Raw genomic sequence first — 25,746 nt, 5'->3', positions numbered from 1 at the left:
CCGCAGGCCCAAGCGCCCGAACGGGCGCCGCGGCCTATGCCGCGAAGCCAAGGGCCGCGGACGCGGCCCGCCCGGCGTCTGAGGGGCACGAAAGTTCAACCTTCGTGCGCAGGATCAGAGACTATCCCGCACCCGCTCGATCGCGGCATCGAGGTGCCGGCCGATCACCTCGGCCAGCGCCTCGGCGTCACGCTTCGCAAGTGCTGCCGCCATCTCCTCGTGCTCGGCCACCGCCGCTGCCCATTTCTCCGGCCCTTCATGGCCGATGAAGCGCACCCTGCGCATGCGCGACTGAATCTGGGTGTGCAGCGTGGCGAGGATCGCGTTGCCGGAGAGCCTGGCGATCGCGGAATGGATCTCCTGGTTCAGCTTGAAATAGGCCAGGCGGTCGCGTACCGCGTAGCGCTCCATCATCGCCGCATGCAGCGCGGCAAGCTCGGCCAGCGCGGCGGGTGAGCCTTCGCGGCAGATCTGGCGACCAGCGAGCTGCTCCAGCGCCTTGAGAACCGCGAGGCTCTCCGAGAGATCCCTCAGCGTGAGCGTGCGCACGACGGCGCCGCGGGCGGGCACGATCTCGACCAGCCCCTCGCTTGCCAGCGTCTTGATGGCCTCGCGCAACGGTGTCCGGGAAACGCCGAGTTGCGCGCCGAGTGCCACCTCGTTCACGCGTTTTCCCGCCTCGAGACGCCCCTCGATGATCATGTCGCGCACGCGGCTCGCGACCTCGTCGTGCAGCGTGCGCCGCGCGATGGGCACGACGGCCTCACGGTCACGGTCGATCTTGGTATCCAGCATCAGTGTCGTCGCCATCGTTACAACATAGCGCGTTCATCGAGTCGGAACAATGCTGTATACAGTGCACAGCATGTTGCGTGACCGTATGCCGCCTGCTATGTCGACCGTAACAGACGAGAGGGAACGCCATGGCCACTCACCATGCCCAAGCCACGATCGCCTTCGCCATGGGCGATGCCTCAGGCGTCGGCGCCGAGCTCATGGCGCGGGTGCTGAACGATCCTGAGGTGGCCGGTGCAGCACGCTACATCGTCATCGGCGATCGCCGCGTGCTTGCCCGCGGCGAGGCCGCCACGGGTCAAACCGTGACCCTTCCCGTCGTCGGGCCTGACGCGACGCTGCCGGCTGACCGTTCCGTGTTCGTCGATGTCGGCCATCTCGACCCGGCCGATGCCCCCGTCGGCACCGTGAACCTCGCGAGCGGCCGCTTCGCGCTCGAGAATTTCCGTACCGCGCTGCTGCTCGCCGCTGCGGGAGAAGCCGATGCGGTGGCCTTCACGCCGTTCAACAAGGCGGCGATGCGGCTTGCCCACCCCCCCTATGAAGACGAGATCGGCTTCACCGCCGACGTGCTCGGCTTCGACGGCACGGCAAAGGAATTCAACATCCTCGAAGGCCTGTGGAACGCGCGCGTCACCTCGCATGTCCCGCTGAAGGACGTCGCTGCGCTGATCACCGCCGAGGAGATCATCGACAACCTGGGGCTGACCGAGGATGCGCTGCGCAATGCCGGCATCGCCACACCGCGAATCGCCGTCGCCGGGCTCAATCCGCATGCCGGTGACGGCGGCAATTTCGGGCGCGAGGAGATCGACGTGATCGCCCCCGCGGTCGAGGCGGCGAAGGCGCGCGGCATCGGCTGTGACGGGCCCTTCCCGGCCGACACGGTGTTCCTGCGCGCCACGCGCGGTGATTTCGATGCCGTTCTGACAATGTACCACGACCAGGGCCAGATCGCGATGAAGCTGATCGGCTTCGACAAGGGCGTGACGCTGCTCGGCGGCTTCCCGTTCCCGATCTGCACGCCGGCGCACGGCACGGCACACGACATTGCCGGCACCGGTAAGGCGAACACGGGTGCGACGCGCGCCGCACTTCTGCTCGCCGCACGCATGGCGACCGCCGCACCCCGCGAACGCCCGGCAGCGCCACAATCCGTCCATGCGATCAGGAGCGCCCGCAAGGCAGCCTGAGCTGCCTCTCCCCACCACCTGTTCCGCGACCAATCGGCCAGACCACAAGGGCCGTACGACATCCGAAGCCGAGGAGGAAAACGACCATGCAACGCAATACCTTCGTCCGCGCCGCACTCGCCGCGGGCGCCATCGCCGCCCTTGCCCCTGGCTATGCCCAGGCACAGGGCGAATGGCGGCCGACGCGCAACGTCGAATTCGTCGTCACATCAGGTGCGGGCGGGGGCACCGACGTGTTCGCCCGCACCGTGCAGGCGGCCATCACCAAGCACAACCTGCTGCCAGTGTCGGTAATCGTGACGAACAAGGGCGCTGGCGCCGGCGCCGAGGGCTTCGTCTATGCCCGCAGCGCACAGGGCGACGCCCACAAGGTGGTGTTCGCCACCAACAACACCTGGCTGCTGCCGCTCGTCTCGCGCGTCGCCTTCAAGGCGGATGATTTCACGCCCATCGGCGCGCTGGCGTTCGATGAGTTCATGCTGTGGGTGAAGTACGACAGCCCCCACAAGACGGCAGCCGACTTCCTCGCCGCGGCACGCGCGGCCAACCCGCCGCTGCGCATGGGCGGCAGCCAGCCAAAGGACACCGACCAGACGCTGACCAGCCTGATCCAGCGCGCAGCGAATGTCCGCTTCACCTACGTTCCTTTCCGCGGCGGCGGCGAGGCGGGCGTGCAGCTCGCCGGCGGCCACATCGACGCGAACACGAACAACCCGTCGGAGAGCATCGGCGGCTGGCGCGGCGGCCAGGTGCGGCCGGTCTGCGTCTTCCGGCGCGAGCCGATGGCCAGGGGCAACCTCGTGACGACAACCCAGGGCTGGCACGACATCCCGACCTGCGCGAGCCAGGGGATTCCCATCGAGGAATTCAACATGCCGCGCACGACGTTCCTCCCGCCCGGCACCACCGCCGCGCAGCAGGCCTTCTGGGTCGGCGTAATGCGCCGGGTGACCGAGACGCCGGAGTGGCAGGAGTACATCACCCGCACGAGCCAGAGCACGCGGTTCCTGACGGGCGAGGCCTTCGCCGACCATATCCGGAAGGACATCACCGCCTCGCGTGACATCTTCGAGGCCGAGGGCTGGTTGATCAACTGACGCCACATCCAGGAACAGGGCTGGGGACGGAGGGGGAGTTATGCTCTCGCGCATGCAGCTCGAACTCGCGGCGGTCGCGGTGGTGTTCGTGCTCGGCTCCCTCGCTGTCATCGGCGCGCTTGAGCACGAGATCGGATGGGCGTCGGACGGGCCGCAGGCGGGGTACTTCCCATTCCGCCTCGGCATCATCCTGATCGTCGCGAGCCTGGTGATCGGCGCGCAGGCCCTCGCATCCGGTGCGAGGGGGCGGGAGCTCGTCCTGTCACGCGAGAGCGGGCGCCGCATGATCGGCTTCTTCCTGCCGCTGGTCGGCTACGTCGCCATCGCGCAGGTGCTCGGCCTCTACGTGGCGACGGCCCTCTATCTCGGCTTTGTGCTGCGGGCGATGGGCCGCCATGGCTGGCAGGCAACGGCCGGCGTCGCGCTCGGCGTTCCCCTCGCCTCCTGGATGCTGTTCGAGGTCTGGTTCACGGTGCCGCTGCTGAAGGGTCCGCTCGAGCGCTGGCTGGGGCTCGCCTGAGCATGGCCAATTTCGATGCGCTGATGCATGGCTTCGCCGTCGCGCTGACGGTCCATCACGTCACACTCATGGTGCTCGGCGTCCTGCTCGGCATCCTCGTCGGCGTGCTGCCCGGCCTCGGTGCCCCGAACGGGGTGACGCTGCTGCTGCCCATCACCTTCTCGATGGACCCCGTCTCGGCGATCATCCTGCTCACCAGCACCTACTGGGGCGCGCTGTTCGGCGGCTCCACCACCTCGATCCTCTTCAACATCCCTGGTGAGCCATCCTCCGTCGCGACAACGTTCGACGGTTATCCGATGGCGCGTGACGGGCGGGCAACGGAGGCGCTGACCTTCGCCTTCATGTCGGCCGGCTTCGGCGCGCTGCTCGGCGTCGTCGTCATCACGCTGCTGTCGGGCTTCGTCACGGGCTTCGCGCTGCGCTTCGGCCCGGCCGAGTACTTCTCCGTCTATCTGCTCGCCTTCTGCTCCTTCATCGCCTTCGGCAGCGGCCCGCCGCTGAAGACAATCGTCTCGATCGCGCTCGGCTTCTCCTTCGCGACGGTGGGAATGGACAGCGTCTCCGGCGCGATGCGGCTGACCTTCGACTTCAACGACATGATCCGCGGCATCAGCTTCCTCGTGGTCGTCATCGGCCTGTTCGGCATCGGCGAGATGCTGCTGACGCTCGAGGAAGGCGTCTCGTTCAAGAGCGCGGATGCGCGCATCCGGCCGCGCGCCGTGCTGTCGGCGATCGCCCGCCTGCCGCGCTACTGGGTGACGATGCTGCGCGGCAGCGCCGTCGGCATCTGGATGGGCATCACCCCTGGCGGGCCGACGGCTGCGTCGTTCATGTCCTACGGGCTCGCCAAGCGCATGTCCAAGCGCGGCGCGCATTTCGGCAAGGGCGAGCCAGAGGGCGTGATCGCGCCGGAGACGGCCGACCACGCGGCAGGCACCGCCGCGATGCTGCCGATGCTCGCGCTCGGCATTCCCGGCTCCGCCACGGCAGCCGTGATGCTGGGCGGTTTGATGATCTGGGGCCTGAACCCCGGCCCGATGCTGTTCATCGAGCGCGCGGATTTCGTCTGGGGCATGATCGCCTCGATGTATCTCGGCAACGTCATCGGCGTGATCCTCGTCCTCGCCACCGTGCCGCTCTTCGCCGCGATGCTGTCGATCCCCTTCACCATCATCGGGCCGGTGATCGTCACGGTCTGCATCGTGGGGGCGTGGACGGTCGCGGGCGCGCCGTTCGACCTCTGGCTCGCCGTGGTGTTCGGCCTTGCCGGCTGGGCGATGAAGAAGCTCGACTATCCGATCGCGCCGCTGATCCTCGCGATGGTGATCGGCGACCGTGCCGAGGATGCGTTCCGCCAGTCGATGATCATGTCGCACGGCTCGATCACCGTGCTGTGGTCGAAGCCCCTGGTCGGGACGATCTCGACGCTCGCCCTCGTGCTGCTCGCCTCCCCCTTCATCGCCGCCCTGCGGCGAAGCCTGCGCGCGCGAGAGCAACTCCCGCCAGCACAGGAATGATGCGACCCTCACGCCAACCAAGGGGCAGCTCAATGCCCGTTCGCCAGGAGGAAAGACCATGACGCTCAACCGCCGTAACGTTCTTGCCGCCGGCCTCGCCGCACCCACGCTGGCGATGCCATCGATCGTCCGCGCGCAAGCGTGGCCGACGCGCCCGCTCACCGTCATCGTCCCCTGGGCGGCCGGTGGTGGCGCCGATACCGTCACGCGCATGATCGCTGCGGGCATCGAGCAGGAGATCCGGCAGACGGTGAACGTGGTGAACCGAACGGGGGGCAACGGCGTGGTCGGCCACTCCGCGATCGCCACGGCCGCCGCCGACGGCCACACGATCGGTACCGGCACCTCGGAGTTCGTGAACTTCCGCCTCCTCGGCCAGGCCGATCTCGGTGCCAACAGCTTCGACCTGATCTCGCGAATCTCCCTCATCCCCGCCGGCGTGACAGTCAAGGCCGATGGTCCCTGGCGCGACTTCGCCGCCTTCGCCGCGGCACTGAAGGAAGGTCGCAAAGGCCAATACACGGGCTCGGGCGTCGGCACGGGTGGCGCGTGGCACCTCGCCGCCGCCGGCATGACGAAGGCGATGGGCCTCGAGGCGGACCGCATCCGCTGGATCCCCAGCCAGGGTGGCGCGCCGGCGCTCCAGGACCTCGTTGCTGGCGGGGTGAGCGTGTTCACCGGCTCACCGGTGGAGGCGAAGGCGCTGGCGGATGCGAACCAGGTGCGTGTCGCAGCCGTCATGGGCTCGGAGCGCATGGCCGCCTACCCGAACGCGCCGACCCTGAAGGAACTCGGCATCGATTGGACGTTCGAGAACTGGTTCGCGTTCCTCGCACCGCGGAACATCCCGGCTCCCGTGCGGGCCCGGCTCGTCGAGGCGCTGGAGAAGGCGCACGCGCGGCCAGAGGTGCGCAAGGCGATGACCGACCGCGGCATCGTGCCGATCTGGGAGAGCTCGGAGGCGTTTGCATCCTTCGCCTCGCGCACCTCCGACACCGCGGGCGGCCTGCTGCGCGACCTCGGCCTCGTGCGGAGCTGAGGGGCCGCGCTTCCGATGGTGATGCGCGACGACACGCTGCCGATCATCGACGCGCATCACCATTTCTGGGACCTCGCGCGCAACCCCCACCCGTGGCTGCGCGACGACCCGCCCATCCCCTTCCGCTACGGCGACTACAGCCCGTTACGGGGCCGCAACTTCCTTCCCGAGGACTATGACGAGGTTTCGGCCGGCCACCGCGTCGTCGCGACCGTGACGATGGAGGGGGAGTGGGACCCGTCAGACCCGCTCGGCGAGGCGCGCTGGATGGCAGCACTCACCCACAGCACCGGCCGCCCTGCGGCCCATGTCGCGCAGGCCTGGCTCGACCGTGACGATGCCGAGACGGTTCTCGCGGCCACGGCGGCGATCCCGCTGGTGCGCGGCATCCGCCACAAGCCCCGCGCCGCCCCCTCGCCCGACCGTGTGGAGCGTGGTGCGGCCGGCGGCATGGGCGATCCGCGCTGGCGCGCCGGCTTCGCGCTGCTCGCCCGGTATGGGCTGCATTTCGAACTCCAGGCCCCGTGGTGGCATCTCGACGAGGCACTCGACCTCATCGCGGCGTACCCCGACGTGCCGATCGTTCTCAACCACACGGGCCTGCCGGCCGAGCGCAGCGCCGAGGGGCTCGCCGGCTGGCGCGCCGCACTCCGCCGCTTCGCCGCAGCGCCGCGGATCGCGGTCAAGATCTCGGGCCTCGGCCTGCGCGGCCGCCCGTGGCGGCTGGAGGACAACCGCGGCATCATCCGCGAGACGATCGAGATCGTCGGTCCCTCCCGGTGCATGTTCGCCTCGAACTTCCCGGTCGATGCTCTCTGCGGCAGCTTCGACACGATCTATGCCGGCTTCAAGGCGGCGACGGCGGATCTCTCGCACGACGACCGCCTCGCCCTGTTCCATGACAACGCAGTGCGGGTCTACCGCCTCGCACTGCCGCAAGGAGGCCATTTGACGTGACCGACCATACGCCGCCAAAAGGAACGTTGCGCAGCCGTGCCTGGTTCGCACGCAACGACAAGATGGGCTTCTACTACCGCTCCTGGCTGCGCAACCGCGGCCTGCCGAACGACCAGTTCGATGGCCGCCCCGTCATCGGCATCTGCAACACCTGGTCGGAGCTCACGCCCTGCAACGGGCATTTCCGCGTGATTGCCGAGCATGTGCGCCACGGCATCCTCGAGGCCGGAGGATACCCGCTCGAATTCCCCGTGTTCTCCCTTGGCGAGACCCAGCTTCGCCCGACCGCGATGCTCTACCGCAACCTCGCCTCGATGGATGTCGAGGAGGCGCTGCGCGCCAACCCGCTCGATGGCGTCGTGCTGCTGATGGGCTGCGACAAGACGACTCCCGCGCTGCTGATGGGCGCGTCGAGCGTCGACCTTCCGACCATCGGCGTCTCCGGCGGGCCGATGCTGAACGGCTGGTACAAGGGGCAGAAGATCGGCTCCGGAACGAACACGATCTCGATGAGCGAGCAGCTGCGCGCCGGCGAGATCACGATCGAGGAGTTCTACGAGGCCGAGGGTGCCATGTCCCGCTCGGCCGGGCATTGCATGACGATGGGAACGGCCTCGACCATGGCCTCGATGGTGGAAGCACTCGGCGTCGGCCTGCCGCAGAACGCAGCAATCCCCGCCCCCGATGCCCGGCGCAACGAGCTCGCGCGGCTTGCCGGGCGGCGGATCGTGCAGATGGTGAAGGACGATATCCGCCTCTCCTCGATCCTCACGCGGAAATCGATCGAGAATGCCATCCGCACGCTGGCGGCGATCGGCGGCAGTACGAACGCGGTTGTCCACCTTCTTGCGATCGCCGGCCGCATCGGCGTGCCGCTCACGCTTGAGGATTTCGATCACCTGGCCAGCGGCATCCACTGCCTCGTCAATCTCCGGCCCTCGGGCGAACACCTGATGGAGGATTTCTACTATGCGGGTGGGTTGCCCGTGGTGATGCGCGAGCTGATCGAACGCGGCCTGCTGCACGGCGACGTGCCGACAGCGAACGGCCGGACGCTCGCCGAGAATGTCGCCAAGGCCGAGTGCTACAATCGCGACGTCATCCGTACCTATGACGCGCCGTTCAAGCCTGAGGCGGGCATCGCCATCCTGCGCGGCAATCTCTGCCCCGGCGGCGCGGTGATCAAGCCATCCGCCGCCTCACCGCACCTGATGAAGCACACCGGCCGGACCGTCGTGTTCGAGAGCATCGAGGACCTGCACGAGCGCATCAACGACGACGCGCTCGACATCGACGAAGCGTGCATCATGGTGCTGAAGAACTGCGGCCCGAAGGGCTATCCCGGCATGGCGGAGGTCGGCAACATGCCGCTGCCGCCCAAGCTGCTGCGCGCCGGGGTGAAGGACATGATCCGCATCTCCGATGCACGCATGTCGGGCACCGCCTATGGCACCGTGGTGCTGCACGTGGTGCCTGAGGCAGCGGCAGGCGGGCCGCTCGCGCTCGTCGAGAACGGCGACATGATCACGCTCGACGTTCCCGCGCGGTCGCTCGTCCTCCATGTCGATGACGCAACGCTCTCCGCCCGCCGCGCGGCCTGGGTCGCGCCGCCGCCGGCAGCCGACCGCGGCTACACGAAGCTCTACATCGACCACGTGCTGCAGGCCGACAAGGGTGCGGATTTCGACTTCCTCCAGGGCTCATCCGGCGCACCCGTCGCGCGCGACAACCACTGAGGCACGCCATGAACCGCCGATATACGGGCATCTTCCCCGTCGTTCCGACCATCTTCACCGACACGGGCGCGCTCGACCTCGCGAGCCAGATGCGCGCGATCGATTTCATGATCGATGCGGGCTCGAACGGTCTTGCCATCCTCGCCAATTTCTCCGAGCAGTTCGTGCTGTCCGACGAGGAGCGCGAGGTGCTGACGCGGGCGATCCTGAAGCACGTCGCCGGCCGCGTGCCGGTGATCGTGACGACGACGCATTTCTCGACCCATGTCTGCGCCGAGCGGAGCCGCCGCGCCGAGGGCGAGGGTGCGGCGATGGTGATGGTCATGCCGCCCTATCATGGCGCGACGATCCGCGTCGGCGAGGCGGCGATCAGGGGCTTCTACCAGGCCGTGTCCGACGCGATCTCGATCCCGATCATGATCCAGGACGCGCCCGTCGCCGGCACGCCGCTCTCCGCACCGCTGCTGGCACAGATGGCGCGCGAGATCGCGCAGGTGTCCTACTTCAAGATCGAGACGGCGGGCGCCGCCTCGAAGCTGCGTGAGCTCATCCGCCTCGGCGGCGATGCGATCGAGGGGCCGTGGGATGGCGAGGAGGGCATCACCCTGCTCGCCGACCTCGATGCGGGTGCCACGGGCTCGATGACCGGCGGCGGCTTTCCCGATGGCATGCGCATGATCTTCGACCCGTTCCACGCCGGCAATCGCGAGGAGGCGGTGGCGCAGTACGGGCGCTGGCTGCCGCTCATCAACGTCGAGAACCGCCAATGCGGGCTGCTGGCGGCCAAGGCGCTGATGAAGGCTGGCGGCATCATCGCCTCCGATGCGCCGCGCGCGCCTCTCCCCCCGCTCTCGCCGGAGGTGCGGGCAGGCCTGATCGAGGCGGCGCGGCGGCTCGATCCGCTCGTGCTACGCTGGGGGCGCTGAGAGCGTTGCCGCGCGTGATCCTGGCCGGGCTCACGCGCCCGATGCGCGGCTGAGGAGGGACGGAATGGTTCTGGCCGCGATACCCCTGGATGCCGGGCGTTTTGCCCCGTTCGGTGATGCGTTCGAGGCCCCCGCGACACCGATCCGGCACTATGCTGAGGGGGCGCTGGCCAATGCGCGGCCCGGTGCACGGCCGAGCTTCTCCGTCATCCTGCGACCGCCAGTCGCCTCCCTGCCCGTGATCGCGCGGCGGATGGAGCGTCACCAGTTTTCGTCGCAGAGCTTCGTGCCGATGGGCCCTGGGCGCTTCATCGTCATGGTCGCTCCCCACGCGGTCTCCGGCGGGCCTGACATGGCGGCCGCGCGCGCCTTCATCGCAGGGCCTGGCCAGGGTGTCACCTACGGGGCCGATGTCTGGCACCACGAGCTCACCGTGCTCGACGCGCCGCTGGCGTTCGGCGTGTTCATGTGGCGCGACGGCACGGCGGGCGACGAGGAGTTCGTCGACATCACGCCGACCGAGATCGCGATCCCCTGAGCGGAGCGGAACGTATTGCCTGAGCGGAGCGGACAGCAATGACCTACCAGGTTCGCCGCGACTTCGTCGGCTATGGCCGCAATACGCCCGATCCGCGCTGGCCGAACGGCGCGCGGATCGCGGTCAATTTCGTGATGAACTACGAGGAGGGCTCCGAACCCTCGATCGCCGATGGCGACGGCTTCACCGAGACGGGGCTGACCGAGGCGCATGGCCGCAACCAGGTGGCCAACGGGCGCGATCTCGCCGCCGAAGGCATGTTCGAGTACGGCAGCAGGGTCGGGTTCTGGCGGCTGATGCGCCTGTTCCAGGAGCGGAACCTTCCGCTCACCGTGTTCGGCTGCGCACAGGCGCTCGAGCGCAACCCCGAAGCCGCCGCCGCGATCCGCGGGAGCGGCTTCGACATGTGCAGCCATGGCTGGCGCTGGATCAAGCACTGGGAGCTCGGCGAGGCAGAGGAGCGTGAGCATATTCGCCGTGCCATCGCCTCATTCCAGTCAACGATCGGTACGCGACCGGAAGGGTGGTATTGCCGCTACGGGCCCTCGGAGAACACGCGCCGGCTGCTCGCCGAGGCAGGTGGCTTCCTCTACGACAGCGACTATTACGGCGAGGAGCTCCCCTTCTGGGTGACGGTGGCGGGAAGCGGCCATCTCGTGGTGCCCTATTCGCTGACGCACAACGACACGAAGTTCGCTGCTGGCGTGGCGACGTCGGAGCAGTGGTTCTCCTTCGTCCGCGACGGGTTCGACATGCTGTACGAGGAGGGGGCGACGCAGCCGAAGATGATGTCCGTCGGCCTGCACATGCGGCTGATCGGCCACCCGGCGCGCGCCGCGGGGCTCGCACGCCTGCTCGACCACATGATGGCGCGGAAGGATGTGTGGATCTGCCGCCGCATCGACATCGCGCGGCACTGGATCGCCACGCACCCCTATCCGGGACGCGGGCTCAACGAGGATTAGTCCCCCGCACTCGCCGCATCGAGGGCGGCGACGGCGGCGCCACCGAGCGTGAGCGTCGCCGCGCGGGTGAGTTCGGCGAGCTGTTCTGGCGAGGTGGCCGACGCGATCGGCGCGGTGATCGCGGGCTTGGCGATCTGCCAGGCAAGGGCCACCTGCGCCGGCGTTGCCTTCACCTCGGCCGCGACCGCATCGAGCGCAGCGAGGACGCGCATGCCGCGTGGCGTGAGGTACTTCGCCGCCGCGCGCGCGCCGCGCACACTCTTGCCCAGATCGCCCTCGGAACGATACTTGCCCGTGAGGAACCCTGCCGCGAGCGCGAAAAAGGGGATCACGCCAACCCCTTCAGCCTGGCACAGCGGCAGCAGGTCAGCCTCGATCGCGCGTTCCATCAGGTTGTAGTGCGGCTGCATCGCCTCGAACCGCGGCAGGCCATCGCGCGCGCTCACCGCGAGTGCTTCTGCGAACCGCGCGGCGCTGTAGTTCGAGGCGCCGATCGCGCGCACCTTGCCTGCCTGCATCAGCGTGGCGAGAGCGCCCAGCGTGTCGGCGAGCGGCGTCGCCTCGTCATCCATGTGCGTCTGGTAGAGGTCGATCACCTCGGTGCCGAGGCGGCGCAGGCTCGCGTCAGCAGCGCGCGCGATCCAGGCGGGCGAGAGGCCCTTGCCCTGTTCCGGCATCTCCATCCCCACCTTGGTGAGGATCAGCACCCTCTGGCGGTAACCGGGGCGGGCGGCGAGCCACTCGCCGATGATCGCCTCCGACTCCCCGCCCGTGTGGCCTGGCACCCAGGTGGAGTAGACGTCGGCGGTGTCGATCGCGGTCAGCCCCGCATCGACAAGGGCGTCGAGCAGGCGGAACGACATCGCCTTGTCGGCCGTCCAGCCGAACACGTTGCCGCCGAACACCACGGGCGGCACGACGAGGCCTGAGCGGCCGAGGTGCTTCGTCTGCATGCTGTCCATCCCGGGTTGGGCCGCTTCCGTCGATCACGCCGGGCGAACCGTGTTTGGTAGCGGCGGACGGATTTGAACCGCCGACCAAGGGATTATGATTCCCCTGCTCTACCGCTGAGCTACGCCGCCACCAAGGCGCGCGGCATAGCCCCGCCGTGCCGATGGTGTCAATCCAACCTGCCGCATGTCCGCTAAGATGCATGGCCAGCGCGGATGGACCGGGGCAGCCCGATCGCCTACCACGGCGGCCGATCACAGCAGGGGATGTGCCATGCCGGACCTGACGCTCGACGACGCCAACCGCCTGATCGCGGCCGCTCTCGCCAAGGGTGCCGCGCTCGGCTGCAAGCCGCTGACGGTGGCGGTGCTGGACGGCACGGGAACGCTGCTGGCCTTCCAGCGCCAGGCGCCGTCAGGCCTCGCGCGGCCGGACGTGGCGATCGGCAAGGCGCGGGCATCGCTCGCGCTCGGCGTATCCTCGCGGAAGATCGGCGAGATGGCCGAGCGCCGCCCCGCCTTCGTCCAGGGCGTGATGGCCTCCTATGGCGGCCCGTTCGTGCCGGTGGCCGGCGCCGCGCTCATCAGCGACGGCGGTGCTGTCATCGGCGCCGTCGGCATCTCCGGCGACACCAGCGACAATGACGAGGCCTGCGCGGTGGCCGGCATCGAGGCAGTCGGCCGCGTCGCCGTCATCTAGGCGGCGCGCACCAGTACCTGGCGCTTGCGGCCGAGCGAGAGGCGCGCGGCCCCGTCCTCGGCGAGCGACGCCGCACCGATCACCAGTGCCTCGTCGGTCACCGGCGCATCGTTGAGCCTGACGCCGCCGCCGCGGATCTGCCGCCGTGCCTCGGCGTTCGAGGCAAGGCCGAAGGCACGCTGCACCAGCGCGAAGGCAGCGATCCCGTCCGCGATCTCGGGAACGACGATGACCGGCAACCCTGCGGCACTGTCACCCGACGCCGCCTTCGCTGCCTCCTCCGCCGCGGCGCGGCCGTGCAGCAGCGCCGTCGCCTCCGTCGCCAGCACCGCCTTGGCGGCATTCAGCTCGGCGCCCTGGAGAACCTCGAGCCGCGCGATCTCTGCCATCGGCAGGTCGGTGAACAGGCGCAGGAACTTGCCGACGTCAGGGTCCTCGGTGTTGCGCCAGAACTGCCAGTAGCCGAAGGGCGCAAGCCGGTCGGCGTTCAGCCACACCGCGCCCGAGGCGGTCTTGCCCATCTTCTGGCCCGACGCGGTGGTCAGCAGCGGCACCGTCAGCCCGAACGCCTCGGCCCCATCCATCCGGCGGATGAGGTCAGCCCCCATGACGATGTTGCCCCACTGGTCCGAGCCGCCCATCTGCACCGCCACGCCGTGGCGGCGGTTGAGCTCCCGGAAGTCGTAGGACTGCAGGATCATGTAGTTGAACTCGAGAAAGGTGAGCGAATGCTCGCGCTCGAGCCGCTGCTTCACGCTGTCGAGCGTCAGCATGCGGTTGACCGAGAAATGCACCCCCACCTCGCGCAGCAGCGGGATGTAGCGGAGCTCGTCGAGCCAGGACGCGTTGTCGACCTCGATCGCACCAGGCCCTGAATCGCCAAATGCGAGGAACTGCTCGAACACGCCGCGGATGCCGCGCTTGTTCGCCTCGATCTGCGCGTCCGTCAGCAGCGGGCGGCTCTCGTCGCGGAACGAGGGGTCGCCGATGCGCGTCGTTCCGCCGCCGAGCAGCACAACGGGGCGGTTGCCGGTGTTCTGCCAGAGCCTGAGCAGCATGATCGAGATCAGGTGCCCGACATGGAGGCTGTCGGCCGTGCAGTCATACCCGACATAGGCCGCGAGCGGCCCGGCGCGAAGCTTCTCGTCCAGTGCGGCCATGTCGGTGCACTGGTGCACGAAGCCGCGCTCTGACGCGATGCGCAGGAAGTCGGAACGGGGCAGGACGGTGCTCATGTCATCAGCTCTTGCGAAGCGGGCGGGTGGCGTAGCACGGTCGTCGCATGGCAGCAAAACCGGGCGGACCCGGCCTCTATCTCGGGATGATGAGCGGCACCTCGCTCGACGGTGTCGACGCGGCACTGGTCGAGACCGATGGCGAGCGCCTCGGCGCCTGCGGCCGCGTTCTCACCCTGCCCGTTCCGCCGCGGCTGCGCGCGACGCTGCGCGCCATCATGGACGAGGCGGCGGGCCTGGCACTCGACGACCCTGCCGTGCGTGCGGCGGAGGCGGCGCTGACCTCGCTGCACGCCGAGGCCGTCCGCGCCCTGCTTGCCCGCGACGGCGTGGCGGCGGCCGAGGTCGCTGCGATCGGCTTCCACGGCCAGACGGTGCTGCACCGCCCCGAGGCGCGGCGAACCTGGCAGATCGGCGACGGGCCAGAACTTGCGGCAGCGACGGGCATCGCCGTGGTGCACGATTTCCGCTCGGCCGACGTGGCTGCGGGCGGACAGGGCGCGCCTTTCGTGCCGCTATTCCACGCAGCCCTCCTCGCCGGCAGCCCCAGGCCGGTGGCAGCCCTCAATCTCGGCGGGGTCGCGAACCTCACCTGGCTTGGCGCGAAAGGCGAGATCCTCGCGTTCGACACAGGCCCGGCCAACGCGATGCTGGATGACTGGGCGCTGACCCACACCGGCAGGCCGATCGACGAGGGCGGTGCGCTCGCGGCCTCAGGCAGCGTCGATGCCGACGTTCTGGCGCGGCTGATGGCACACCCCTATTTCGCTGCACCACCGCCGAAATCGCTCGACCGGCTGGATTTCCACCGCGCCGCGCGGGCCGCCGGCCTCGATGCCCTGCTGCCGGCAGATGGGGCGGCGACGCTGGTGGCCTTCACCGCCGGCGCTGTCGCTGCCGCTGTGCCGCACCTGCCAGCCCCGCCGACGGGGTGGATTGCCTGCGGCGGCGGGCGTCACAACCCGGCGCTGATGGCCTCCCTCCGCGCTGCCCTCGGCGTCGCCGTCACCACCGCGGAGGATGCCGGCTGGGACGGGGATGCGATTGAGGCGCAGGCCTTTGGCTTCCTCGCGGCGCGCAGCATCCGCGGCCTGCCGCTCAGCCTACCGGAGACGACGGGCGTTCCACGCCCGATGCCAGGCGGCAGGCTGGCGGTGCCGAAGGCTGCGTGAGCCGCTGGCGCTACTGCGCTGGCTCGACCTTGATCGCCACGACGTCGATGAACGTCACCTCGACCTGATCACCGGTGCGCAGGCCGCGCACGAAGTTCTGCATGTCGGGGTTCCGCACGGCAATCGTGCGCTTGTTCCCGGCGGGGCCGGTGAAGCTGACCATCTGGCCGCCGCTGAACACCTGATCGATCGTCACGCGCACGCGAAGCACATCGGCTGTCGCCGCACCGGGCCGCGCGCCGACGGGGCGCCGCGTGTCGGCTTCCGCCGCCACCACGGGAGGCTGGCCCGGCTTGGCCATCGCGGCCGCCACCGCCTCGGTGTGTTCGACGACGACACGGTCACCAGCCTTGATCTGGGCGAAGTTGCGCACCTCGGCCCCGAGCTTCATCGAGACGAACGACCCGTCCTCGCGCCGCAACAGGACGGTACGGCTGCCCTGGTCGACCGATTCCACGATCGCGGTCACGCGTTCGGTGCGGCTGACGACGGGCGAGTCGCGCTGTGCCTGGGCGACGGGGGAGAGGCAGAGCAGCAGGGCGGCGGCAGTGAGGGCGGCGCGCATGATGGTTCCCTTGTTTGTTTCTTGTCGTGTCTCTGGTCGCGTTCCAGGACCGGCGGAACGGCGATTAGCGCAGCCTAGCGCGGAGTCGTGGCAGCATGACATGAGATGGATCAAGTCGGCGTGCCCGCGGCTCCTGAAACGAAAAGGCTCCCGCACGCGCGAGGTTGCGCCTGCGGGAGCCCTGAGCGTCACACCCCGCGGGGGGGCGCGTTCAATCCGCCGCGAGCTTCAGCCTGTCGTCGCGCCCCAGCGCGAGGGTCAGGTGTTCCTCGGCAGCTTCCTCGAGCCTGTCGCAATGCTCGACGAAGAAGTGATCGCAGTCATCGAACACCCGGTAGTCGATGCGGATGCCCTTCTGGGTGTTGAGCTTGGCCACGAGCTTGCCCACCGCAGGCTCGGGCACGATCTCGTCGCGACCGCCCTGAACGATCAGGCCTGACTGGGGGCAAGGGGCAAGGAAGCCGAAATCGAAGTGGTTCGCCGGCGGGGCGACCGAGATGAACCCGCCCACCTCTGGCCGGCGCATCAGCAGTTGCATGCCGATCCAGGCACCCCACTGGTAGCCGGCAACCCAGACGGGGCCTGAGGAGGGGTTCACGGCCTGCATCCAGTCCAGTGCACCTGCAGCGTCGGCGAGCTCGCCCACACCACCGTCATAACGGCCCTGGCTTTTGCCGACGCCGCGAAGGTTCACGCGCATCACGGAAAAACCAAGGCGCTGGAACACGCCATAGAGCGTGTAGACAACACGATTGTTCATCGTGCCGCCGTGCAGCGGATGCGGGTGAAGCAGCAGCGCGACCGGGGCGCCAGGCTGCTTCGCATGATGGTAGCGCGCCTCCAGGCGCCCGTCAGGCCCCTGGAACATTACCTCAGGCATCTGGTCTACGGCCCCCTTAACCTCGTGCCGTTTTGTACGGCAACACCCGCAGGAGCGCATGCAGGACGACACGGTGGGGCGCGGAGGGCGGGAGATCGTGGTGGACAGCCATGGTTGACTGCCAGACTCGGTTTCCCTAGCCTTCTCACAGCGCCACCCTGCGCGTGCATGTGCGGTACCTTGAACGACACCTTGCGGTCACTCCCTGCCCGCAAGGAAGGGCGGACTATAGGGACCAGCGCGCGGAAATGACACCGAAAACGTGACCATGATGTTGCGCACCTGGGTTGAGGGAATTGATGCGATCAGGGCCCGCGACCCGGCTGCGCGGTCGCGCCTGGAAGTCGTGCTGTGCTACCCGGGCCTGCATGCGATCGCCTTCCACCGGCTCGCGCATAAGTTGTGGCACTGGGGTCTCAGGCTCCCCGCACGACTATTGTCCCACATCGCGCGAATGCTCACCGGCATCGAGATTCACCCAGGCGCGCGCATCGGCCGCCGCATCGTCATCGACCATGGCGACGGGGTGGTGATCGGCGAGACCGCCGAGCTCGGCGACGACATCCTGATCTACCACCAGGTGACCCTCGGTGGCACCTCGCTGGTCGGTGGAAAGCGGCACCCGACCATCGGAAATGGCGTCATCCTTGGGGCCGGGGCGAAGGTGCTGGGCCCCATCATGCTCGGCGATGGGGCGCGCGTCGGCGCCAATGCCGTCGTCGTGTCCGACGTTCCGGCGGGGGCGACCGTCGTCGGCATTCCAGCCCGGCAGGTTGACCGCCGCCCCGCCGGCGCCGACCTTCTGCCCTACGGCACGCCCTGTGACGAAGCGCTCGACCCCGGGTTGAAATCCGCAGAGCTGCTTCGGCAACAGATCGCCTCGCTCTCGGCCCGTCTCGCCGTGCTCGAGGAGGAGCGGCTGCGCGAACGTGGCGGCGCGGCCGAAGCCGCAGCCGAGGCCGGCAGGACGGGGGCGGGGCAGCGATGAAGCTTTCCACACGCGGTCGCTACGCCGTCATGGCGATGGCAGACCTTGCCGCACAGACGGCCGCCAACGGCAGCGGCAAGCCGATCGCGCTGGCCGACATCGCCAGGCGCCAGGGCATCTCGCTCAGCTATCTCGAACAGCTCTTCGGCAAGCTGCGGCGCGCCGGCCTCGTTCTCTCCGCGCGCGGCCCCGGCGGCGGCTATCGCCTCGCCTTCCCCGCGGCGGAAACGCGGATCGCCGACGTCATCCTCGCGGTCGACGAGCCGATCAAGGCGACGCGCTGCGAGGTCGGCAGCCCCAAGGGCTGCCAGGGCGGGCGCTCGCGCTGCCTCACCCACGATCTCTGGGAAGAACTCGGCAACCAGATCCACATGTTCCTGACCTCCGTCACGCTCGACGACGTGATCCGCCGCCGCGTGCTCGGCCGCGCCGGGGCGCTGCATGTGCGGAACCAGCCGACGCTGACCATCGTGATGCCGGACGACGACAACGACGACGCCGGCAACGACGACGCCCCTCCCGAGGACGACCTCGCGGCGGACTGACGAGCGCCATGCCCCAGCGCCTCGCCGATCTCGACGCCAACGCCACGGAACCGCTCCGCCCCGAGGCGCGGGCGGCGGCGATCGCCGCGCTCGACCTCGCGGGCAACCCCTCCTCGGTCCATGCCGAGGGCAGGGCAGCGCGGCACCTGCTCGAGGGCGCGCGGGAGCACATGGCCGCCGCGCTCGGCATCCGGCCAGCGCAGGTGCATTTCACCGCAGGCGGAACGGAAGCGAACGCCACCGCCATTGCCGGCCTCGCCCACGGCCGGCGCGTCCTCGTGTCGGCAACCGAGCATGATGCCGTCCGCCGCGCGGTGGCCGATGCGACGATCCTGCCCGTCGATGGCGAGGGCCGGCTCAGCCTCGCCGCGCTGGCCGAGGCACTGGCGGACGGCGCGTCACCCGCACTCGTCTGCCTCATGCTCGCCAACAACGAGACCGGCACGATCCAGCCGATCGCCGAGGCCGCCGCACTCTGCCGCCGACATGGTGCGCTGCTGCACGTCGATGCCGTGCAGGGCCCTGGGCGCATCCCCCTCGGGCCAGCGCTGGCCGTGGCCGACACGATGGCGCTGTCCGCCCACAAGGCAGGCGGGGCGAAGGGGGCAGGCGCGCTGCTGGTGCTCGGCGAGGCCGTGCCGGCGCCGCTGGTCCGCGGCGGCGGGCAGGAGCGCGGGCTTCGCGGCGGCACCGAGCCGCTGCCCGCGATCGCCGCCATGGCCGCCGCGATCGCTGCGGCAGAGGCCTGGCGCCAAACAGGCGGGGCGGAACGCCTGGGCCGGCTGAAGGCGCGGATCGCTGCCGGGGTCGCTGCCATCCCTGGCGTGACGATCATCGCCGCGGGCGCCGGGACGCTGCCGAACACCCTCTCCCTCGCGCTGACAGGTGCTGCTGCCGCGACCCAGGTGATGGCGCTCGACCTCGCCGGCATCGCCGTCTCCGCCGGGGCGGCCTGTTCCTCCGGCAAGGTGGGTGAGAGCCATGTCCTCGCCGCGATGGGTCTCGGCCCCCTCGCCGGCCAGGCGATCCGCGTCAGCCTGCCCTGGACGGCGACCGAGGCGGAGGTGGACGCATTCCTGGCGGCCTACGCCGCGATGGCGGCACGGCTTGCGCGAAAGGCCGCCTGACCCCCATCTCTCGCCCATGAACGCGATCCCGCCGCGCAACCGCCCCGTCTATCTCGACAACCAGGCGACCACGCCGTGCGACCCGCGCGTCGTCACCGCCATGCTGCCCTGGTTCACCGAGAAGTTCGGCAACCCCCACAGCGCCGAGCACCGGATGGGGACGGAAGCCGAGGCGGCCGTCGAGGAGGCGCGCGCTGCCATCGCCGCCCTGATCGGGGCGGAGGCGCGCGAGATCGTGCTGACCTCCGGTGCCACCGAGAGCAACAACATCGCCATCAAGGGTGCTGCCCGCTTCGCCGCCGCGCACGACAACCCGCGCCGGCGCATCGTGACGGTCGCGACTGAGCATAAATGCGTGCTCGAAAGCGTGGCCGACCTGGCGGCCGAGGGGTTCGCGCCCGTCGTGCTCCCGGTGAACCGCGACGGGCTGCTCGACCTCGCAGCACTTGAAGCCGCCGTCGACGATACGACGCTGCTCGTTTCCGTCATGGCCGTGAACAACGAGATCGGCGTGATCCAGGACCTGGCCGCGATCGGCGGCATCGCGCGCGCGGCAGGCGCGCTGTTCCACACCGATGCGGCGCAGGCGGCTGGCAAGATCCCGCTCGACGTGAACGCAGCCGGCATCGACCTCATGTCGATCAGCGGCCACAAGCTCTACGGTCCCAAGGGCGTTGGCGCCCTCTACGTCCGCCGCCGCCCACGCGCGCGGCTCAGCCCGTTGTTCTCGGGCGGCGGGCAGGAACGCGGCCTCCGCTCAGGCACGCTCGCGACACCGCTGATCGTTGGGCTTGGCGAGGCCTGCCGCATCGCCGCGGCCGAGATGGCGGAGGAGGCAGCGCGGCTCACGCTGCTCCGCGCGCGGTTGATCGAGGGTCTCGGTCGCGCCATCCCTGGCCTTGCCGCCAACGGCAGCGACGGGGCGCGCATTCCCGGCAACCTCAACCTCACCTTCCCCGGTGCCACGGCCGACGCGCTGATGCGGGCGCTGCCCGATCTCTGCGTCTCCACCGGCTCTGCCTGCTCTTCCGCGGCGGTCGAGCCCTCCTATGTACTGACCGCGCTTGGGCTCACGCCCGAGGAAGCCTCGCGCACGCTGCGCCTCGGCCTCGGGCGCTTTACCTCGGAGGCGGATGTGGACTATGCGGTGGCCGCACTTTCCGCCGCGCATGGCAGCATCGCGCACCCTGGCACTGCTACCACCGCACGCTGACCGCGCCAGGACCTGAACAAGAGGGTTTTTCGAGAATGCCGAAGATGACTTTCATCGAGCGCGACGGAACGCGGCGCGAGGTCGATGCCCCGCTTGGCTTGTCCGTGCTCGAGATCGCGCACCGCCACGGCGTCGACATCGAGGGGGCGTGCGAGGGCAGCCTCGCCTGCTCGACCTGCCACGTGATCGTCGACCAGAAGTGGTTCGAGCTCCTCCACTCCCCCACCGAGGACGAGGAGGACATGCTCGACCTCGCCTTCGGCCTCGAGGAGACCTCGCGGCTCGGGTGCCAGATCGTGATGACCGAGGAGCTCGACGGGCTCACGGTGAAGCTGCCCAAGGCCACCCGCAACGCGCAGGGGGCCTGAGCGAGGGGATGGACGCTGTCGCCGCCCCGGGAACGCTGTTCGCGCGGCTGCGCGATGCCGCGCGCCCGTCGTGGGAGGCCTATGTCGCCCATCCCTTCGTGCGTGGCCTCACCGACGGCTCTCTCCCTGAACTGGCCTTCCGCCGCTACCTGACGCAGGACTACCTCTTCCTCATCCATTTCGCGCGCGCCTATGGGCTCGCGGTGGTGAAGCACGCCACGCTCGCCGACATGCGCGGGGCGGCAGCGACGCTCGATGCACTGCTGAACCATGAGATGCGCCTGCACGTGCAGTTCTGCGCCGACTGGGGCATCACGGAAGCGGCGATGGAGGCAGAAGCCGAGGCCGAGGAGACGATGGCCTACACCCGCTACGTTCTCGAGCGGGGGCTGGCCGGCGACGTGCTCGACCTTGAAGTGGCGCTTGCGCCCTGCGTGATCGGCTATGCCGAGATAAGTGCGCGCATGACGGCCGACCCGGCCCTCAGGCGCGAGGGCAACCGCTACGATGCCTGGCGGGCGATGTATGCGGGCGAGGAGTTCCAGGGCATCGCCGCCGAGGCGATCGCGCGGCTCGACAGGCTCGGTGCGGCGCGCGGGGCGGAGGCGCGGTTCCCGCTGCTCGCGCGCACCTTCGACGAGGCGTGCCGGCTCGAGGCGCGGTTCTGGCAGATGGGGCTGGACGCCAGATGAAGGTGGTCGTCGCCATGTCGGGCGGCGTCGACAGTTCGGTCGTTGCCGCGCTGATGGCGGAGGCCGGACACGAGGTCATCGGCATCACGCTGCAGCTCTACGACCATGGCGCTGCCGTCGGGAAGAAGGGCGCGTGCTGCGCCGGGCAGGACATCCACGATGCGCGCCGCGTCGCCGACACGCTCGGCATCGCCCATTACGTGCTCGACATGGAAGCGCGGTTCCGCGCCGCCGTGATCCAGGATTTCGCCGACAGCTACGCCCGCGGCGAGACGCCGATCCCGTGCGTCCGCTGCAACCAGCGCCTGAAGTTCGCCGACCTGCTCGATGTCGCGCGCGACCTCGGCGCCGAAGCGCTCGCCACCGGTCATTACGCGCGCCTCATCGACGCGAAGGATGGGCCTGCACTCGCCGTTGCCGAGGACCGCGCGCGCGACCAGTCCTACTTCCTGTTCGCCACGCGGCGCGAGGATCTCGGCTTCCTCCGCTTCCCGCTCGGTGACATGACCAAGGACGCGGTGCGCGCGAATGCCGCCCGGCTCGCGCTGCCCGTCGCCGCCAAGCCGGACAGCCAGGACATCTGCTTCGTGCCCTCCGGCTCCTACGCCGACCTAGTGGCGAAGCTCCGCCCGGAGGCCGCGCGCGAGGGCGAGTTCGTGACGGAGGATGGCCGCGTGCTCGGCACCCATCGCGGACTGGCGCGCTACACGGTCGGCCAGGCCAAGGGGCTTGGTGCCGCGAGCCGTGACGGTGATGAACGGATGCACGTGCTGCGGCTCGAGGCGGGCACGCGGCGCATCGTCGTCGGGCCCCGGGCGTCGCTCGGCCAGCAGGCGCTGACCGCAGGCGAAGTGAACTGGCTGATCGCCCCGCCTCAAGCGCCGCTCGCCTGCACCGCGAAGCTGCGTGCACGCGAAACGCCCAGCCCGGCGGAGGTGCGCTGGGACGGGCGGATCGCCCACGTGACCATGGAGAAGCCGGCGACTGCCGCACCCGGCCAGGCCGCCGTCTTCTACGACGGCGCCCGGGTGCTCGGCGGCGGCTTCATCCGCGCCGCCGCCTGACCCAACCCACTACGCCGCGCGCAGCTCGCCGAGGAAGGTCTCGACGGCGCCGCCGAGCGCGCGGTTCTGCTGCTGCAACGCCGCCGCTGCCTCGCGCACCATCTCGCTGCCCTGGGCAGCCTCCGACGCGTTGCCATTCACCTCCGCGATCTGGCCCGACACGCGGCTCGTGCCGGATGCCGCCTGCTGCACCGAGCGTGCGATCTCCGACGTCGCCGCGCCCTGCTGCTCGACCGCGGCAGCAATCGAGGAGGCGAGACCGGAAATCTCGTCGATCCGCCCCGCGATCATCTTGATCGCCGTGACGGCACCCTCGGTGGCCGACTGCATGGAGGTGATCTGCGCGCCGATCTCCTCGGTAGCCTTTGCCGTCTGGCCGGCGAGGTTCTTCACCTCCGACGCCACCACCGCGAAGCCCTTGCCGGCCTCGCCGGCGCGCGCGGCCTCGATCGTCGCGTTCAGCGCGAGAAGGTTCGTCTGCCCGGCAATGTCGCCGATCAGCCTCACCACGTCGCCGATCCGGTTCGCGGCACCCGAGAGCTCGTCGACCGACGCATTGGTCCGCGTTGCCTCGGCCACGGCGGCGGAGGCAACGGAGGCTGCCTGCGCCACCTGGCGTGAGATCTCGGCGATGCTGGCCGAAAGCTCCTCAGCCGCCGCCGCAGCACCATTGACGCTGCCGGCAGCCTCGCCGGCGGCATCGGAGACCGCGGTCGAGAGCGACACGTTCCGCCGCGCGTTGTCGGCGATGCGCACGGCCGTGCCCTCGAGCATGCCGACGGCGTCCGCCATCTGGCGCACCACGCCCATGACCTGCGCCTCGAACCCATCCGCGGTGCTCAGCCGCGCCTCGCGCCGCTCCGCCGCCGCGCGGGCGCGGGCCGCGTCGGCTTCCGCACGGGCCTCGGCCGCCGCAGAGGCCTGGGCCTGCAGCGTTGCGACCGCCCGGGCAAGCTCGCCCACCTGGTCCCGTCGCGCCTGGCCTGGCACGGCGGCACCGAAATCACCCTCCGACACCTTGCGCGTGGCGGAGGCGAGATGGCGCAGCGGCCCGAGCGAGCCGCGCACGGCAAACCCCACGAGCAGGGCGGCGATGACGAGCGCGATGCCGCCGGTGATCAGCGCCTCGGCCAACTTCTCGTTCACCCGGGCCGCGATGCCGTCGACCGGCACGCCGACGAACAAGAGGCCGATCTGCCGGCCGTTCGCATCGCGGATCGGCTCATAGATGGTCAGGTGGTCACGGCCGAGGATGACGTTGCGGCCGCGATAGGTCTGCCCGCGCGTGATCGATGCGTCATAGGCAGGGCCAGCGGCGAGCTTGGTGCCGACGCCGCGCGTGCCATCGGGGCGTGTGACGTTGGTCGCCACGCGAACATCGCCGAGGAAGAAGGTCGCGACACCGCCCGTGACGGTCCTGACCGCATCGACCACCTCGTTGCGGCCGTTCAGTGACTGGCCGCCGATGGTGAGCTTGTCGCCATCGACCGCGAAGCCCTGGCCGAGCTTGCCCGTTTCGTGCTTCAGCAGGCGCAGATTGGCCTCGAGGCTGTCCTGCGCCTGGGAGAAGGCAGCCTGTTCGAACGACCTGACGGCCCAGGTGGCCATCGCTGCAATCGTGAGCGCGGTCGCGACCACGCCGGTGGCGACGACGCGGGCCGTCAGCCCCATCCTGCCGCCGGCGCGCGCGAGCGCTGCCGGCAAAGCCGCAATGCTGGCCATCATTTCGTGCTCCTCAACCTGACCTTGCGCCCGACAATGCGGGGAGAGATCTAATCCGGGGTTAAGTGCCGGCTTTTGCCCGGGCGATCGCCTCGGTCAGCGCGCCGCCTCGATGGCGAGGCCACCGTCGACCAACCGCGCCGTCACCCGCACGCTGTCGAGCAGGGCCTTCTCTCCCGGCTTCAGCGTCACCGCCGTGCCCGTTTCCGGCCGGCGCAGCACGATCTCGGCATGCTCGGCCGACACACCCTCCGGCAGCGGCAGCACGGCCGTGCCTGGCACGGCAAGGCTCGCCTCCGGCAGGGCGATCTCGCGGGCGGGTTCCTGCCGCGTCAGTTCGATCGAGACGGTGCCCGAGACCCAGCCGCTCCAGCGATCCACGAAAGGCCCGCTGCGAAGCGTGAAGCGGGCTGTCACGGCGCGTTGCTCCGGCACGTAGGCGATCGTGACCGGCGAGGCATTGGCGGCGCTGCGGGCGTGGAAGGTCGCGGAGACGAAGCTCTCCTCCGGCGCGAGCTGATGCACGGTGCGCAGGAAGCTCCTGCTCTCCGGCAGTAGGCCATGCTCGCGGAAGCTCGCCGAGAGATCGGCATTGCGCGTCACCGCCACGGTCGCTGCCGGAATGCGAAGCGTCGCTTCGAGCCGTGCGTTGGCGGGGCCTGCGTCAGGCGCAGCCTCCGGTGCCGGCACCACGCGCACGGCCAGCCGCGCGCGGTCGAAGCCGTGGATGCCGCGCTGCATCACCGTGACCGAGACGAGGAAGAGCCCAGGCTGGGTCGCGCGGAGGTGAAGACAGCTCGCGAGGCGGAGATGCGCCGCGTCCTGGCGCGCGAATTCCTCGCGCGTCTGGCACGGCAGCGTCGTGTCGAGCGGGCCGGACAGGACCCAGGCGACCGGGCCGACGACGCTCCAGGTCGCATAGTCGGCGCCAGGCGCATCGATCCGGCATTCGACGCGCGTGCCGGCGAAGAACTGCACCAGCGGAAGGATCACGTCGCCTTCGACGGCGAGCGAGGGTGGTGCTGCCGGCGGCGCTTCGAGGGGGGTGCAGACGAGAGCCTGCACCGCCGGCGGATAGCCCGCGCTGACAAGGCCGACGCCGAGCTGGACGAGGACCACGGCGACGCCACCAGCAAAGGCCGCGGCGGACGCGATCAGGAGAGATCGCAGCGCGGCACGGCGCCGGCGCGCCTCCTGCGCGATCGCGACGGTGTTGCCGGCCGACGTCGCCACGGAGGG

Annotated in this window: 26 protein-coding genes and 1 tRNA gene; 19 read left to right on the top strand and 8 right to left on the bottom strand. The window is 69.8% G+C overall.

Translation table 11 applies throughout. The features are described 5' to 3' along the window. Window positions 1–114 precede the first annotated feature (114 nt). Window positions 115–810, bottom strand: coding sequence for a GntR family transcriptional regulator (locus tag Q0C38_RS06290; RefSeq protein WP_291296219.1), 696 nt, complete (start codon window positions 808–810; stop codon window positions 115–117). Window positions 811–923: 113 nt separating this feature from the next. On the opposite strand from Q0C38_RS06290, the gene Q0C38_RS06285 reads away from it, so the two are divergent. From Q0C38_RS06285 to Q0C38_RS06240, 10 genes are all read left to right on the top strand, one after another. Then, window positions 924–1,988 carry a 4-hydroxythreonine-4-phosphate dehydrogenase PdxA gene (locus Q0C38_RS06285; RefSeq protein ID WP_291296218.1) on the top strand — a complete coding sequence of 355 codons (1,065 nt, stop codon included), beginning with the start codon at window positions 924–926 and terminating at the stop codon, window positions 1,986–1,988. Between the two features lie 86 nt (window positions 1,989–2,074). After that, entirely contained in the window at window positions 2,075–3,085 is a 1,011-nt protein-coding gene (locus tag Q0C38_RS06280) for a tripartite tricarboxylate transporter substrate binding protein (RefSeq protein WP_291296217.1), read from the top strand. A 40-nt stretch (window positions 3,086–3,125) separates the two neighbouring features. After that, window positions 3,126–3,605, top strand: coding sequence for a tripartite tricarboxylate transporter TctB family protein (locus tag Q0C38_RS06275; protein ID WP_291296216.1), 480 nt, complete (start codon window positions 3,126–3,128; stop codon window positions 3,603–3,605). A 2-nt stretch (window positions 3,606–3,607) separates the two neighbouring features. Further along, a complete protein-coding gene (locus Q0C38_RS06270; protein ID WP_291296215.1) occupies window positions 3,608–5,125 on the top strand; it encodes a tripartite tricarboxylate transporter permease in 1,518 nt (505 codons plus the stop codon). A 58-nt stretch (window positions 5,126–5,183) separates the two neighbouring features. Continuing rightward, the gene (locus Q0C38_RS06265) at window positions 5,184–6,164 is read left to right on the top strand and encodes a tripartite tricarboxylate transporter substrate binding protein (RefSeq protein ID WP_291296214.1); all 981 of its coding nucleotides are present in this window, start codon (window positions 5,184–5,186) and stop codon (window positions 6,162–6,164) included. Window positions 6,165–6,179: 15 nt separating this feature from the next. Continuing rightward, on the top strand, window positions 6,180–7,121 hold the full coding sequence (locus Q0C38_RS06260) for an amidohydrolase (protein ID WP_291296213.1): 942 nt from the start codon (window positions 6,180–6,182) through the stop codon (window positions 7,119–7,121). Beyond that, entirely contained in the window at window positions 7,118–8,857 is a 1,740-nt protein-coding gene (locus tag Q0C38_RS06255) for an IlvD/Edd family dehydratase (RefSeq protein ID WP_291296212.1), read from the top strand. The genes Q0C38_RS06260 and Q0C38_RS06255 overlap by 4 nt, the downstream gene beginning before the upstream one ends. Before the next feature lie 8 nt (window positions 8,858–8,865). After that, complete coding sequence (locus Q0C38_RS06250) at window positions 8,866–9,783, top strand: dihydrodipicolinate synthase family protein (RefSeq protein ID WP_291296211.1); 918 nt, start codon at window positions 8,866–8,868, stop codon at window positions 9,781–9,783. Between the two features lie 64 nt (window positions 9,784–9,847). Next, window positions 9,848–10,321: an ureidoglycolate lyase gene (locus Q0C38_RS06245; RefSeq protein ID WP_291296210.1), complete on the top strand. Its 474-nt coding sequence runs from the start codon at window positions 9,848–9,850 to the stop codon at window positions 10,319–10,321. A gap of 38 nt (window positions 10,322–10,359) precedes the next feature. Then, a complete protein-coding gene (locus Q0C38_RS06240; protein WP_291296209.1) occupies window positions 10,360–11,286 on the top strand; it encodes a polysaccharide deacetylase family protein in 927 nt (308 codons plus the stop codon). On the opposite strand, the gene Q0C38_RS06235 is transcribed toward Q0C38_RS06240, so the two are convergent. Further along, window positions 11,283–12,239, bottom strand: a complete 957-nt coding sequence (locus Q0C38_RS06235; protein WP_291296208.1) for an aldo/keto reductase — start codon at window positions 12,237–12,239, stop codon at window positions 11,283–11,285. The two genes, Q0C38_RS06240 and Q0C38_RS06235, sit on opposite strands and share 4 nt — an antisense overlap. 54 nt (window positions 12,240–12,293) lie before the next feature. Then, window positions 12,294–12,368, bottom strand: a tRNA-Met gene (locus Q0C38_RS06230). A gap of 142 nt (window positions 12,369–12,510) precedes the next feature. Here Q0C38_RS06230 and Q0C38_RS06225 point away from each other — a divergent pair. Beyond that, the gene (locus tag Q0C38_RS06225) at window positions 12,511–12,936 is read left to right on the top strand and encodes a heme-binding protein (RefSeq protein ID WP_291296207.1); all 426 of its coding nucleotides are present in this window, start codon (window positions 12,511–12,513) and stop codon (window positions 12,934–12,936) included. Here Q0C38_RS06225 and tyrS read toward each other — a convergent pair. Next, complete coding sequence (gene tyrS / locus Q0C38_RS06220) at window positions 12,933–14,171, bottom strand: tyrosine--tRNA ligase (RefSeq protein ID WP_291296206.1); 1,239 nt, start codon at window positions 14,169–14,171, stop codon at window positions 12,933–12,935. The genes Q0C38_RS06225 and tyrS overlap by 4 nt on opposite strands. 47 nt (window positions 14,172–14,218) lie before the next feature. On the opposite strand from tyrS, the gene Q0C38_RS06215 reads away from it, so the two are divergent. Next, on the top strand, window positions 14,219–15,343 hold the full coding sequence (locus Q0C38_RS06215) for an anhydro-N-acetylmuramic acid kinase (RefSeq protein WP_291296205.1): 1,125 nt from the start codon (window positions 14,219–14,221) through the stop codon (window positions 15,341–15,343). Window positions 15,344–15,353: 10 nt separating this feature from the next. Here Q0C38_RS06215 and Q0C38_RS06210 read toward each other — a convergent pair whose 3' ends face one another. Both Q0C38_RS06210 and Q0C38_RS06205 read right to left on the bottom strand, forming a co-directional pair. Further along, entirely contained in the window at window positions 15,354–15,908 is a 555-nt protein-coding gene (locus tag Q0C38_RS06210) for a hypothetical protein (protein ID WP_291296204.1), read from the bottom strand. Between the two features lie 211 nt (window positions 15,909–16,119). Continuing rightward, a complete protein-coding gene (locus Q0C38_RS06205; protein WP_291296203.1) occupies window positions 16,120–16,788 on the bottom strand; it encodes an alpha/beta hydrolase in 669 nt (222 codons plus the stop codon). Window positions 16,789–17,059: 271 nt separating this feature from the next. Here Q0C38_RS06205 and cysE point away from each other — a divergent pair, with 271 nt between their 5' ends. The 7 genes from cysE to mnmA are packed head-to-tail and all read left to right on the top strand — an operon-like array spanning window position 17,060 to window position 22,785. Further along, window positions 17,060–17,776 (top strand): serine O-acetyltransferase, encoded by a 717-nt coding sequence (gene cysE / locus Q0C38_RS06200; protein WP_291296376.1) that lies wholly within the window; start codon window positions 17,060–17,062, stop codon window positions 17,774–17,776. Further along, the gene (locus tag Q0C38_RS06195; protein WP_291296202.1) at window positions 17,773–18,321 is read left to right on the top strand and encodes an Rrf2 family transcriptional regulator; all 549 of its coding nucleotides are present in this window, start codon (window positions 17,773–17,775) and stop codon (window positions 18,319–18,321) included. Before cysE ends, Q0C38_RS06195 begins: the two co-directional genes overlap by 4 nt. Before the next feature lie 8 nt (window positions 18,322–18,329). Then, entirely contained in the window at window positions 18,330–19,448 is a 1,119-nt protein-coding gene (locus tag Q0C38_RS06190) for a cysteine desulfurase family protein (RefSeq protein WP_291296201.1), read from the top strand. A 16-nt stretch (window positions 19,449–19,464) separates the two neighbouring features. Further along, complete coding sequence (locus Q0C38_RS06185; RefSeq protein WP_291296200.1) at window positions 19,465–20,661, top strand: cysteine desulfurase family protein; 1,197 nt, start codon at window positions 19,465–19,467, stop codon at window positions 20,659–20,661. Between the two features lie 35 nt (window positions 20,662–20,696). Then, window positions 20,697–21,029 carry a ferredoxin family 2Fe-2S iron-sulfur cluster binding protein gene (locus tag Q0C38_RS06180; RefSeq protein WP_291296199.1) on the top strand — a complete coding sequence of 111 codons (333 nt, stop codon included), beginning with the start codon at window positions 20,697–20,699 and terminating at the stop codon, window positions 21,027–21,029. Between the two features lie 8 nt (window positions 21,030–21,037). After that, window positions 21,038–21,721 (top strand): thiaminase II, encoded by a 684-nt coding sequence (gene tenA / locus Q0C38_RS06175; protein ID WP_291296198.1) that lies wholly within the window; start codon window positions 21,038–21,040, stop codon window positions 21,719–21,721. After that, window positions 21,718–22,785 carry a tRNA 2-thiouridine(34) synthase MnmA gene (gene mnmA / locus Q0C38_RS06170; protein ID WP_291296197.1) on the top strand — a complete coding sequence of 356 codons (1,068 nt, stop codon included), beginning with the start codon at window positions 21,718–21,720 and terminating at the stop codon, window positions 22,783–22,785. Before tenA ends, mnmA begins: the two co-directional genes overlap by 4 nt. Window positions 22,786–22,794: 9 nt before the next feature. Here the strand turns inward: mnmA and Q0C38_RS06165 are convergent, their stop codons facing one another. Both Q0C38_RS06165 and Q0C38_RS06160 read right to left on the bottom strand, forming a co-directional pair. Beyond that, a complete protein-coding gene (locus Q0C38_RS06165; RefSeq protein ID WP_291296196.1) occupies window positions 22,795–24,507 on the bottom strand; it encodes a methyl-accepting chemotaxis protein in 1,713 nt (570 codons plus the stop codon). A 96-nt stretch (window positions 24,508–24,603) separates the two neighbouring features. Continuing rightward, the gene (locus tag Q0C38_RS06160; RefSeq protein ID WP_291296195.1) at window positions 24,604–25,740 is read right to left on the bottom strand and encodes a hypothetical protein; all 1,137 of its coding nucleotides are present in this window, start codon (window positions 25,738–25,740) and stop codon (window positions 24,604–24,606) included. Window positions 25,741–25,746 lie beyond the last annotated feature (6 nt).

Origin of the sequence: Elioraea sp., from assembly GCF_022842375.1 — a bacterium.
Classification (GTDB): Bacteria; Pseudomonadota; Alphaproteobacteria; order Acetobacterales; family Acetobacteraceae; genus Elioraea_A.
The sequence above is the reverse complement of the archived record's forward strand: the minus strand, read 5'-3'. Positions and strand labels throughout refer to the sequence as shown.